Origin of the sequence: Rhizobacter terrae, from assembly GCF_003852895.1 — a bacterium.
Lineage (GTDB): Bacteria > Pseudomonadota > Gammaproteobacteria > Burkholderiales > Burkholderiaceae_C > Albitalea > Albitalea terrae.
This window is the reverse complement of the sequence record NZ_QUSW01000001.1, coordinates 884190-897023: the sequence shown is the minus strand read 5'-3', so window position 1 is coordinate 897023 and position 12834 is coordinate 884190. Positions and strand designations below refer to the sequence as shown.

The 12834-nt window shown below is 68.7% G+C and carries 7 protein-coding genes; 3 read left to right on the top strand and 4 right to left on the bottom strand.

Going from position 1 to position 12834, the window contains the following annotated elements; all coding sequences use genetic code 11:
* Nucleotides 1-108: 108 nt before the first annotated feature.
* Nucleotides 109-3114, top strand: coding sequence for a PAS domain-containing protein (locus DZC73_RS04125; RefSeq protein ID WP_161974442.1), 3006 nt, complete (start codon nt 109-111; stop codon nt 3112-3114).
* On the opposite strand, the gene DZC73_RS04120 is transcribed toward DZC73_RS04125, so the two are convergent.
* On the bottom strand, nt 3084-3992 hold the full coding sequence (locus tag DZC73_RS04120) for a LysR family transcriptional regulator (protein WP_124538901.1): 909 nt from the start codon (nt 3990-3992) through the stop codon (nt 3084-3086). The genes DZC73_RS04125 and DZC73_RS04120 overlap by 31 nt on opposite strands.
* 97 nt (nt 3993-4089) lie before the next feature.
* Here DZC73_RS04120 and DZC73_RS04115 point away from each other — a divergent pair, with 97 nt between their 5' ends.
* Nucleotides 4090-5055, top strand: coding sequence for an NAD-dependent epimerase/dehydratase family protein (locus tag DZC73_RS04115; RefSeq protein WP_124538900.1), 966 nt, complete (start codon nt 4090-4092; stop codon nt 5053-5055).
* 7 nt (nt 5056-5062) lie between these two features.
* Here the strand turns inward: DZC73_RS04115 and DZC73_RS04110 are convergent, their stop codons facing one another.
* Complete coding sequence (locus tag DZC73_RS04110) at nt 5063-5839, bottom strand: maleate cis-trans isomerase family protein (RefSeq protein WP_124538899.1); 777 nt, start codon at nt 5837-5839, stop codon at nt 5063-5065.
* 64 nt (nt 5840-5903) lie between these two features.
* Entirely contained in the window at nt 5904-7301 is a 1398-nt protein-coding gene (locus DZC73_RS04105; RefSeq protein WP_124538898.1) for an RtcB family protein, read from the bottom strand.
* A 200-nt stretch (nt 7302-7501) separates the two neighbouring features.
* Between DZC73_RS04105 and DZC73_RS04100 the strand changes: the two genes are divergently transcribed.
* A complete protein-coding gene (locus DZC73_RS04100) occupies nt 7502-10867 on the top strand; it encodes a transporter substrate-binding domain-containing protein (protein ID WP_161974441.1) in 3366 nt (1121 codons plus the stop codon).
* Nucleotides 10868-10874: 7 nt separating this feature from the next.
* Here the strand turns inward: DZC73_RS04100 and DZC73_RS04095 are convergent, their stop codons facing one another.
* Nucleotides 10875-12803, bottom strand: a complete 1929-nt coding sequence (locus tag DZC73_RS04095; RefSeq protein WP_124538896.1) for a methyl-accepting chemotaxis protein — start codon at nt 12801-12803, stop codon at nt 10875-10877.
* Nucleotides 12804-12834 lie beyond the last annotated feature (31 nt).

Here is a 12834-nt window from a genome sequence, read left to right as displayed (position 1 = left end):
GAGTGGGCTTGGGCCGATGGCATAGTGTGCAAGACCGGGGAGCGGGAACGGGGCGAAGTGCCCCCAAGGGCGCGCAGGCAGGGCTTGCGCGCGGGATGCGACCAGCACATGGACAGTCAGCACGCTGCCCGCCGCCAGCGCCGCCGCTACGGCCTCGAATGGCTGTTGTTCGGCGCCGTGACGGTCCTCGTGTTCGGGCTGGCCGCCATGGCGCTGTTGCAGACCCACCGCGACATCGGGCGCACTGAAAGCAGCCGCCTGGCCACGCAGGCCAAGGTCATCCACGACAACCTGTTGCAGCAGTTCGACGGCGCCGACCAGGGTCTCCTGGGCGTGCGCCGCGATTTCTTTCCCGGCCGCGGCGTGCCGCCCGCCGGCGGCACCACCGAGCGCCGGCTGAGCGCCCTGACCGATGCACTGCCCGGCGTGCGGGCCATGTTCGTGCTGGACGTGAACGGCGTGGTCGTGGCCACCAGCCTGGCGGAACTGCAGGGCCACGGCATGGTGGGCCGCGAGTTCTTCACCACGCTGCGCGACAGCTTCGAGGGCGACCTGCTGTACATGTCGCGTCCGTACAAGTCGGCCGAGGGCGTGTGGACCATCAACCTCAGCCGCCGCCTGCTCGACAGCAACGGCCACTTCGCGGGCATCGTCTCGGCGGTGGTGGAGCCGCGCTACTTCGAGGTGGTGCAGTCGTCGGTGCTCTATGCGCCGGACATGCGCACGACGCTCGTTCACGGCAGCGGCATCGTGTTCGGCAACATGCCGGTGAATGCCGCCACGCTGGGCATGAACATCGACCGGCCGGGCTCGATGTTCGCGCGGCACCACGAGTCGGGCGCCAGCGCCACGCAGTTCAGCGGACGCATCGCAGCCACCGGCGAAGACCGCATGATCGCCAACCGGACCATCGGCGCCGGCAGTTCGCGCATCGAGCCGCCGATGGTGATCCACGTGAGCCGGCTGAACGAGTTCATCTTCGCCGCCTGGCGGCAGCAGGCGGCGATCATGATGGGCACGCTGGCGGTGGTGACGCTGGGTGCCGCGGCGGCGCTGTGGCTGCAGCAGCGACGGCGCCGCGAGTACGAAGCGGTGGTCACCCAGGCGCGCGCCGAGCGTGAGGAGCATGAGCGCCGCATGCGCGACGTGGTCGACAACATCCCCGCGCTGGTGGGTTACATCGACAGCGAAGGCCGCTACACCTTCGGCAATGCCAAGCACGAAACCTGGCTGGGCGTGGACCCGGCCGGCATGGACGGACGCCCGGTGGAGGAAGTCACCGGTCGCAAGGCCTACGAGGCGATGCGCCCCGCCATCGAGCGAGCCCTGGCCGGCGACCGGTCGAGCTGGGAGGGGCCTGCGCCGCGCGTGGGCCGCTACTTCCACATCGACTACATCCCCGACCGCGGCCCCGACGGCCTGGTGCGCGGCTGCTATGCGATGGTGACCGACATCAGCGACCGCAAGGACGAGGAGATGCGGCGCGAAGCGGTGGAAAAGCGCCTGCGCGACATCACCGACAGCATTCCCGCGGCCATCGCCTACTGCGACCTGCAGCAGCGCTGCCACTTCTTCAACAGCGGCGCCATCCGCGCGCTGAGCCTGGACCGCACGCGGCTGGACCGCTACACCCTGCGCGAGGCGCTGGGCGAGGAAAGCTATGCCCTGCATGCCCCGCACCTGGCGGCGGTGATGTCGGGCAAGCGCGTGGCCTTCGAAGCCAACTGGCTGCACCACGACCGCAGCCGCTTCTTCCTGGCCAACCTCGTGCCCGAGTGGTCCGCCGACAGCCAGGTCACCGGTTTCTACGTGATGAGCTTCGACATCACGCCGCTCAAGCAAGCCGAATTGCAGCATGCCGAAAGCGAGCGGCGCCTTCGTGCCATCACCGACAGCGTGCCGGTGATGATCTCTCACTTCGACCGCGAGGAGCGCTGCGACTTCGCCAACCGGCATTGCGGTGAGGTCTACCACTGCGACCCGTCCGCCCTGGTGGGCAAGGCCATCCGCGAGGTGCGTGGCGACCTGGTGTACGAGCAGACCAAGCCCCACATCGACGCGGTGCTCAACGGAGAGCCGGCCAGCTTCGAGGTCTACGCGACGATCCGCGGCAAGGCGCACTGGTTCCAGCAGAACTACGTGCCCGACATCGCGCCCGAAGGCTGGGTGCGCGGCTTCTACTCCGTGAGCTTCGACATCACCGACCGCAAGCGCGACGAGGAGACGCTCGCTGCCAACGAGCGGCTGCTGCGCGCCGTCACCGACAACCTGCCGGTGATGATCTCGTACATCGACTCGGACCAGCGGCTGCGCTTCATCAACGAGACCATCAACACCTGGATGGGCGTGGACATCGAGGCGGCCATCGGCCGGCCCTTGCGCGAGGTGCTGGGCGAGCGGGAATTCGGGCCGCGCCGCGAGCACCTGGAGCGCGCCCTGGCCGGCGAGCGCGTGGAGTTCGAACTGGACAGCGATGCGAAAGGCCTGCACCGGAACATGCAGACCATCTACGTGCCTGACGTGCGCGCCGACGGCAGCGTGGCCGGCGTCTACGGCATGAGCACCGACGTGTCGGCACTCAAGCGCGTGGAGCGGCAGCTCCAGGCCCTGGCGCGCTTCGATGCGCTGACCGGCCTTCCCAACCGCCACCAGTTCAACGAGCGGCTGGAGGACGCCCTGGCGCGTGCGGCCCGCACCGGCGACTGCCTGGCCGTCATGTTCCTCGACGTGGACCATTTCAAGTCCGTCAACGACACGCTGGGCCACGCCATGGGCGACGCCGTGCTGCGCGAGTTCGGCCGCCGGCTGCAGGACGCGGTGCGCAGCACCGACTGCGTGGCGCGGCTGGCCGGCGACGAGTTCGTCATCATCCTCGAAGGCCTGCGCGGCGAGTCCGAGCCGCAGTTCGTGGCGCGCAAGATCTTGGCGCAGATCGGCCACGTGTTCGACATCGACGGACGCCACCTCAACGTGTCCACCAGCATGGGCATCGCCGTGCATCGCCAGGGCGTGATCAGCGGGTCGGACCTGCTCGCGCGCGCCGACAAGGCCTTGTACGAAGCCAAGGCCGCCGGCCGCAACACCTACCGCGTCACCGAGTCGCTGGGCGCGTAGCGGCCGAGGCCCTCCACCAGCGCATCGAAGACGGCCTTGCAGCGTGCGCTGTGGCGCAGGTCTTCGTGCATGGTGACCCAGGTGTCCAGCGTCCACGAATAGCGGCGCGGCATCACGCGCACGAGCTGCTTGTCGCGCCTGGCGATGCCCACCTGGCAGATGCCGATGCCGTGCCCCGCGCGGATGGCCGCTAGCTGGGCGAGGTCGCTGTCGGTGCGCAGCGAGAAGCGGTCGCGCCGCATCGGCCCGAGGGACTTGCTCATCGCGCGGATGTAGGCCGTTTCCTTGTCGTAGCCGATGATGCGATGCTGCTGCAGCTCGTCGTCCGTGCGTGGCGTGCCGTGCCGGTCGAGGTAGCCGCGGTGCGCATGCAGGCCCACGACGATGCCCGCCACGCGGCGCGCGATCAGCGATTCCTGCCTGGGCGTCGTCATGCGCACGGCGATGTCCGCTTCACGGCGCAGCAGGTCCTGCACCTGGTTGCTGAGCACCAGCTCGACGGCCAGGCCCGGGTGGTTTTCCGCCAGCCGCGCGAGGATGGGCGGCAGCACTTCCACGCCCACCACCTCGCTGGCGGTGATGCGCACGGTGCCGGCCACGGCGTCACGAGTGCCCGACGATGCGCGCTTGATGGCCGCGGCGGTGGCCGAGAGCGTCTGCAGGTGCGGCCGCAACTCCAACGCCGCCTCGGTGGGCGTGAGCCCCGCCTGCGAACGGGTGAAGAGCGCCTGCCCCAGGGCCTTTTCCAGGGCCGCGACGTGGCGGCCGACGGTGGGCTGCGCGATGCCCAGTGCCCGCGCGGCACCGGAGAGCGAGCCCTCGTCCAGCACGCCGAGCAATGACCGGTACAGCTCCCAGCCGGGTTCATTCGTGTCCATGCAAAAATGTATAGCGTCTGGCACATGTTCGGCAATTCCATTTGAGACTGCCGACGGCCACACTGCTCCCATTCGTTCATTGACACAGGAGCAGATCATGCAAGGCAAGAAGACGGTTCTGGTGCTGGGTGCCACTGGCGGCATCGGCGGCGAAGTGGCGCGGCAGCTGTGCGATGCGGGCTGGACGGTGCGTGCACTCAAGCGCGGCGCGGCGCCCGCCGATGGCCACGGCATCGAGTGGATGAGCGGCGACGCGATGAGCGCAGGCGACGTGCTGGCGGCGGCGCAGGGCGTGAGCGCAATCGTGCATGCCGTGAACCCGCCGGGCTACCGCCGCTGGAGCGAGCTGGTGCTGCCCATGCTTGCCAACACCATCGCCGCTGCCCAGGCGGTCGGTGCGCGCATCGTCCTGCCGGGCACCGTCTACAACTTCGGGCCCGATGCCTTTCCGGTGCTGCGTGAAGACTCGCCGCAGCGCCCGCTGACCCGCAAGGGCGCCATCCGCGTCGAGATGGAGCGCCGGCTGCAGGCCGCCTCGCAGGACGGCGTGCCCGTCATCATCGTGCGGGCCGGCGACTTCTTCGGCCCGAGAGTCGGCAACAACTGGTTCTCGCAGGGCCTGGTCAAGCCGGGGCAGGCCGTGTCCGCCGTGAGCAACCCGGCACGTGCCGGCGTCGGCCACCAGTGGTCCTACCTGCCGGACGTGGCGCGGACCATGGTGCGCCTGCTCGACCGCGCCGACACCCTGCCCACCTTCGCCAGCTTCCACATGGCCGGCCACTGGGACGCTGACGGCCAGCAGATGGCCGCGTCCATCCAGCGCGTCGTCCAGCGCCGCACCGGCAAGGCGCCTGCCCTCAAGGCCTTCCCGTGGTGGCTGCTGATGCTCGCCTCCCCGTTCGTGCCGCTGTTCCGCGAGATGCGCGAGATGCGCTACCTGTGGACCCGCGAACTGCGCATGGACAACACCGCGTTGGTCCGCGTGCTGGGCGAGGAACCGCACACGCCGCTGGACCAGGCGGTGGAGACCACGCTGCGCGGTCTGGGGTGCCTGCCGGCTTGAGCCTGGTTCACAGGACCACGGCCTGCCGGCGCGCCGCCGACCGCGGCCGCAGCAGGCAACCCGCACCGTGGATCGCCGGCTCGATGTCCAGGCAGTTCAGCAGCTCGAAGGCCGTGGCCGTCGCGGCGCTGATCACCGGCAACCCCAGCATCTGCTCCGCTTCGTCGATGACGTCCAGCGAAGGCATTTGCACGCAGGCGGAGATGACCAGCGCCTGCGAGCCGGAATAGTCGAGCTGCGAGGCGATGGCCAGCAGCTTGGCCTGGTCGAGCCGACCGACCAGTGCGGGCGCCACGATCTCCAGCGAGCGCGACTGCACGGCCTCGATGCCGTACTCGCCCAAGGTCTTGCACACCTGCTGCGTCGCGGCCTTGAGGTAGGGCGCGATCAGCGTGATGCGGCCGGCGTTCAGCGCCTTCAGCGCGGACACCAGCGCGCCTGCACTGGTGATCACCGAGGGGTGGCGTCCGCTCTCGGCGGCCTGCTGCGACAACTGCGCGTGCATGTCGCAGATGCGGCGCCGCCCACGCAGCATCAAGCCCGACACGTCGGCGTGGATGAGCGCTTCGACCTGCGCATCGCTCAAGGCATCCACCGCGTCCATCACCGCGTCCTGCTCGTCCGGGCCGGCCATCGGGCGCAGCCTGGCCGAATGCAGGCTCAGGCGCGGCGAGCCGGACTGCTGCTGCCTTCGCAGCAGTTCCGGCAATTCCGCTTCCATGGTCGTGTTCCAGCTCGGAACGATCATTCCGACGCGGGTCGGCCTGACTGGCGTTGGCGTCATGGTGCTCCCCTTGGGTCCCGGCGTGTCCAAGGGGATGGACGGATTGGTGAGACAAAACCGGACATCAGGCCTTGAAAGTTACCCACGGACGCAGCCGGACGACGGCGTGGATCAACCCGGCGCTTTCCTGTGCCTCGATCACGGGTCCGATCGGTTTGTAGGCCCGCGGAGCTTCCTCGATGCGGCGCTCCTCGCGCAGCGTGACGCAGGTCCACGGTGCGTCCGCTGGGCGGCCTGACGCCTTCAATGCCCGCGTCTCCTGCCGACGCATGCGGCGTCCCGCACCGTGGCTGCATGACCAGAGCCAGTCCGCATGACCCAGCCCGCGGGCCACGAAGGAGTGGTCGCCCATGGAGCCGGGGATCAGTGCCAGGTCGCCGCTCCTGGCCGGGGTGGCGCCCTTGCGGTGGATGTTCATGCCGTTCTCCGCCAGGACGACGTTGTGCGGCACGTCCACCACCAGGCGCGAGCCGTCGGTGCCCAGCACGCGGCGCAATTCCTGTCGCACCATTTCGCCGATCACCACGCGATTGAGCCACGCATAGCGCGCGGCGACGCCCATGGCCTGGAGATATTCCGCGGCCAGCGGGCCTTCCAGCGCATACAGCTTGCTCTCGGGATGTTTGACGCCCCGAGGCCATTGATCACGGGCACGGTCCATCCAGCGCGCACCGACGTGGAATCCCATGTCGCGCGAGCCGCTGTGGATCATCACGACCACCTCGCCGTTCTTCAGTCCTGCTTCATAGGCCGCGTGGCGGTCGAGCACCTCGTCCACCACCTGCAGCTCGACGAAGTGGTTGCCGGATCCGGGCGTGCCCAGGCAAGGGTCGCGAAAGACCTCGCGCCCGCGGACGAAGGCGTCCGGTGCGTGGCGGGAGTGCGCCTGCAGTTCGTCCAGGCCGATGCAGCGACCGATCTCGGCCACCAGCCGGTCGCGGTCCACCTGGGCCCACAGGCCATCCGCGCCCAGCGCGTCCACGAGGGCCATGGGGCCGGTGTCGAACAGCGCGCGAAACGCCTGGGTGGCCAAGGGCACGTTGCGTTCGTTGTCCAGCAACGCTGCCTTCAGTCGCGCCACCAGCGCTTCCTTGTGAGGTGCCGCCTGTCCGAGCGTGAGGCCGGTGGTCTGCAGCCGCATGCCGCAATTGATGTCCGTGCCGATCGCCGCTGGAATGACGACGTCGCTTCCTGTGGCGACGACGGACCCCACCGGCGCGATGGCACCCGGATGGAAGTCCGGCGTGGCGCAGGCGGTGCACACGGCAGAGTCACCCTGCGGGGTCTTTACCGCAGCGAAGGCGAGCAGTTGCTTCACCGCCTTTTCTTCGAGAGGCAGCGAGGCGGGCAGAAGAATGCTGGCGTCAGCCGCGTCGTCGCGGACGCGGTAGATACCGTCTTCGTAGCGAAGATCGATGTTCGAGCGTGCGAACGCCCGTTGGAGACGGTTCAGTTGGGACACGATGCTGTGCTTTCCTGGGCGAGTTGCCCGAGAGGTCTGGAGCAGTCCAGACGACAAGGTATGGCCGCGCGCACCCAGTGCCGAGGCCAAGACCTTTTCCGCAGCAGCAGTCGGAAAAAGAAGAGGGCGCGATTGTAGGCATGGGAGCGCCCTGGCCACAAGTCATCACCGTTGCTCGGGTCCCCACACTAGAATTTCCCATGGCCTTCGTCCGCCTTCATCTGCGCGCCTTCGCATCGTTGCCGGCGTGGGGCGTGTTGCTGCTGGCGCTGTGCCTGGCCTGGCCGCGCGGCAGTGCGGCGGCGGAGGCCAAGTTGCCGCTCAGCCCGGCGGAGCAGGCGTGGATCGCGGTGCATCCGGTGGTCACGCTGGCCATCGACGAGGTGAATCCGCCGCTGAACTACAAGCGCGGCGACTCGCAGGGCCAGCCGTCTTTCGCCGGTGCGAACATCGACTACATGGACCTCATCGCCCAGAAGGCGGGGTTCAAGCTGCACTACGAAGGCTCGACCTGGGCGGTGGCGCTGGACAAGGCCATGGCACACCAGGTGGACGGCGTGCCGGGCGCGCGGGTGCTGGAGGAGCGCAAGAAGCGCCTGAACTTCACCGAGCCTTACCTCGAGATCCCGATTGCGATGGTCACCAAGAGCAGCCACGCGCAGGCGCGGCAGCTCGCATCGTTCGCGGGCCAGCGCATCGCGGTGCGGCGCAACTCCGTGCGCATCCCCGTCATCCATGCGCAGTGCGCGAGCTGCGTGGTCGTGGAGGTCGACTCGCCACGGGACGGCGTGGCCCGCGTCTCGCTGGGCGCGGCCGAAGGCTTCTTCGACGACCTGCCGGTGGTGCAGCAGGCGATGCAGCAGGACGGCGGCGCGCTGAAGGTGGCGCTGCTGTACTACTACTCCGAGGCCGGCACCAACCGGGTCGCGCTGCGCAACACCGCGCCGGAGCTGCTGTCCATCTTCAACAAGGCCATCGCATCGATCACGCCCGAAGAGCATGACGTCATCCGCCGCCGCTGGCTGCGCGGTGCCGACGGCGCCAGCGTGCAGCGCGACCTGCCGCTGACCGAGGCGCAGCGCTCGTGGCTGGCGGCGCATCCGGTGATTCGCGTGGGCATGGACACGGCACGGGCGCCCATCGAATCCCTCGGCGCCGATGGCAAGTACCAGGGCATCACCGTCGAGTTCCTCAACCGCGTCGAGGAGATGCTGGGCGTGCGCTTCGAGTACCTGCCGCCGCAGGACTTGTCGACCTTGCTGGAGAAGGCAGGCCGGCGCGAAGTGGACATGTTCGGCTCGCTGGTCATCACGCCTGAGCGGCGCGAGTCGCTCCTCTTCACCGAGCCGTTCATCACCACGCCCGTGGTCATCTTCGCGCCCTTGCAGTCCAAGCTCAGCGGCGGACTGTCTTCACTGGCGGGCAAGCGGGTGGCGGTGGTGAAGGGTTTCGGCGCGGCGGAGGTCCTGCGGCGCGAAGGGCAGGGCGTGCAGCTGCTGGAGGTGCGTTCGCCGCTCGAAGGCTTGCAGGCGGTGCGCCGGGGCGATGCGGCGGCCTATGTGGGCGCGCTGCTGACCACGACCTACCAGCTCATGGAGGCCGGCATCAATGACGTGCGGGTGGCGGGCGACATCGACACGTCTTTCCAGTTCGGCATGGCGGTGCGCAAGGATTGGCCGGAACTGGCCGAGATCCTGGCCAAGGCGCTGGAGGCGATCCCGAAGAACGACCGCGACCGCTTCCGCCAGAAGTGGACGCTGATCGCCTACGAGCGCGACTTCGACTACCGTCCCATCGTCGTGCTGGTGGCGGTGCTGGTGCTGGCGGCAGCCTTCATCATCCAGCTGCGCGTGATGGTGCGCGGCCGTACCGCGGAGCTGCGCAACGAGGTGATCGCCCGCCGCGAGAAGGAGGCCGAACTCGACCGCCTCAACGCCGACCTCGAAAGGCGCGTGCAGCTGCGCACTGCCGAGCTGATCGAGGCGCGCGACGTGGCCGAGGCGGCCACGCAGGCCAAGAGCGAGTTCCTGGCCAACATGAGCCACGAGATCCGCACGCCGATGAACGCCATCCTGGGCATGTCGCACCTGGCGCTGCGTACCGACCTGTCTCGCCAGCAGCGCGACTACGTCGGCAAGATCCGCACCGCCGCCGAGGCGCTGCTGGGCGTGCTCAACGACATCCTGGACGTGTCCAAGATCGAGGCCGGCAAGCTCGACCTGGAGGCACGCAGCTTCCACCTCGACGAGGTGGTGCACCGCGTGCGGACCATCGTCGGCCACAAGGCCCAGGAGAAGCGCCTGCCGCTGCGCATCCTCGTGGGCGAGGGCGTGCCTCGTTCGCTGGTGGGTGATCCGCTGCGTCTCGCTCAAGTGCTGGTGAACCTGTGCAACAACGCGGTCAAGTTCACCGACGCAGGTGAGATCGTGGTGAACTGTTCGCTGGTGGAGCGCAGCGCCGACGAACACGTGCTGCTGCGCTTTTCGGTGCGCGACACCGGCATCGGCATGAACAGCGAGGAGGCTGGCAAGCTCTTCCAGCCCTTCGTGCAGGCCGACACCTCGACCACGCGCCGCTACGGTGGCACGGGCCTGGGCCTGGCCGTCAGCCGGCAACTGGCGCAGCTCATGGGCGGCGAGATCGGCGTGGCCAGCGAGCCCGGCCGCGGCAGCGAGTTCTGGTTCACGGCGCGCTTCGGCATCGCGGGCGAGATTCCCGACGAGGCCAGCGAGATCGTGGTGCCCTCCAGTGTCACGCCGCGCGCGGTGGAAACACTCGTGGCCCTGCGCGGTCGGCGCCTGCTGCTGGTGGAAGACAACGACATCAACCAGCAGGTGGCAACCGAGCTGCTCTCGGCCGTGGCCGGTGTGGACGTGGAGGTGGCGAACAACGGCGCGGAAGCGGTGAAGCGCCTGGTGGAGGAGAGCGCAGCCTGCGACGTCGTGCTCATGGACATCCAGATGCCCGGCATGGACGGCTACGAGGCCACGCGCCGCATCCGCGCGGCAGGCCTGGCATTGCCCATCATCGCGATGACGGCGCATGCGATGGTCAAGGACCGCGAGCTGTGCATCGCCGCCGGCATGAACGACTTCGTCACCAAGCCCTTCGAGCTGGAAGAGTTGCTGGCGGTGCTGCGCCGCTGGATGCCGCAGGCGCCCGCCGTCGCCGATGAGGTGCCCGAGGACGAAGACTTCCTCGCCACGGCGCCCCACGTCGATGACGACGACGTGCTCGACGTGGAGGAGGGCCTGCGCCACTGCCACGGCCGCGCGTCGCTGTACCTGCGCCTGCTCAAGACCTTCGAGGACACGATGTCCCAGGTGGCCCGCGATGCGCGCACCGCCTTCGACGGCGGCGACAAGGTGCAAGCCGCGAGACTCGTGCACGCGATGAGTTCAGCGGCGGGCACGATCGGGGCGAAGTCCCTGGCCGCGGCGGCGCGCGAGCTGGAGCAACTGCTTCCCACCGACCAGTTCGAGCGCACCAATCGCCGGCTGGACCGTTTCTCCGGCCTGCTCGACCGCACGCTGGCGGCCGTGGCCATGCAGCGCGTGGCGAGCTGAGAGGCGCTCAGGCCGCGGTCTTGAACGAGGCCACCGTTTCGGCGAGCTGAGTTGCCTGCTGGCTGAGGCTTTCCGCGGCGGCGGCCGATTCTTCGACGAGTGCGGCGTTCTGCTGCGTCACCGTGTCGAGCTGAGCCACCGCATCGCTGATCTGGCCGATGCCGCTGGACTGCTGCATGCTGGCCCGACTGATCTCCTCGATGAGCTGGCTGACGCGTTTCACCTGGGCGACGATGTCGTTCATCGTGCGGCCTGCGTCGCCCACCAGCCTGGAGCCGGCCTCGACCTTCTCCACGCTCTGGCCGATCAGCGCCTTGATCTCCTTGGCCGCCTCGGCGGAGCGCTGCGCGAGGCTGCGTACCTCGGAGGCCACCACCGCGAAGCCGCGGCCATGCTCGCCGGCCCGGGCGGCTTCCACCGCCGCGTTCAACGCGAGGATGTTGGTCTGGAAGGCAATGCCGTCGATGACGCCGATGATGTCGCCGATGCGCTGCGAACTGGCGGAGATGTCCTGCATGTTCGACACCACGCGGCTGACCACCTCGCCGCCTTGCACGGCCACTTGCGATGCGGTGCTGGCCAGTGTGGTCGCCTGCTGCGCGGTGTCGCAGTTCTGGCGCACGGTGGCGGTGATCTGCTCCATCGACGCGGCGGTGTTCTGCAGCTGCGACGACTGCTCTTCCGTGCGCTGGCTCAGGTCATGGTTGCCCTGCGAGATCTGCACGGCCGCGGTACTGACCGATTCCGTCGACGACTTGATCACGCCGACGACACGGGCGAGGTTGTCCATCGACACGCCCAGTGCCTTCACGAGCTGGCCCATCTCGTCGCGGCTGGGCGCGCTCATCACGTGGGTGAGGTCGCCCGCGGCCAGTGCCTGGGCGGCCCGCAGCGCCTGGTCCACCGAGCGGGTGGTGGTGCGCGTCACGGCGACGATGAGCCAGGTGGCCAGCGAGCCGAACAGCACGATGATGGCGACCACCGTCCACAGCTCGCGCTGCTTGCTGGCCGCGCGTTCGGTGAGGATGCCGTCCAGCACCTTGAAGGCCTGCGTGGTCAGATCGAACTGCGTGTCGATGACCCGCGTGGTCCCGGCGATGTATTCGTGCGCCGGCATGGAAAGCTTCTCCGCGCGGACGATCTGTTCCTCGCCCAGCTTGAGTCCTTCATCCACCGCGGCCGTGGCGGCAGCCAGGGGCTTGTCGAGTGCGGCGACCAGCGAGGCATCGGCCTCCAGCGCCTTCTCGAAGCTGCCGCGGGTGGACTGTGCATAAGACCGCACGGCATCGGCGATCGTCACGATGGCGGCGCGTTCCTCGGGCGAGGCTTCGCCCTTGGCCAGCATGGGCGCGCCACGGGCACGCAGCTGGCCGAGCTTCTCGCTGAGCTTGGGCAGGTCGCCCAGCACGGCGGTGATGAGGTAGTAGGTGCCGGCCTCGGGGTCCAGCGCCAGGGTGGATGCGTCCGTCACGCCTTCGAGCAGCCGAAGCTCCTGGGCCACGAGGGCGGTATGCCGCTGGTAGCTTTCCGGCACGGCCACGCTGCCCGATGCGATGCCCGAGGACAGCGACTGCCATTCCTGCTGGATCTCGCCGGCCAGCTTGTCGATCTTCGGCTTGCGGTAGATGGCGACCGACGCCAGGGCGTTTCGCAAGGCTTCGTCGGTCTCGGCCTGCTTGGCGCCGCGCTGCTCGCGCGCCTTCTCGTTGCCGGCCAGCGCCCCGGCGCTCAGCCCGCGGTGCTGCTGCGTGCGCTGGATCAGCTTGAGCACGTTGCCGGCCGGGACCATGCCCGAGGCCTCGTCGCGTGCCGCCTGCATGAGCGACAGGTGTTCCTTCACCATCAGCACCGTGGGGCCCGACACCATGCACAGGGTCAGCGCGCCCATCAGCGCGAATTTCTGCCACATCCGCAGATTGGCAATCCAGCTTTTCATGTCCTGAGTCCTTCAGCCACTGCGTGCTTTT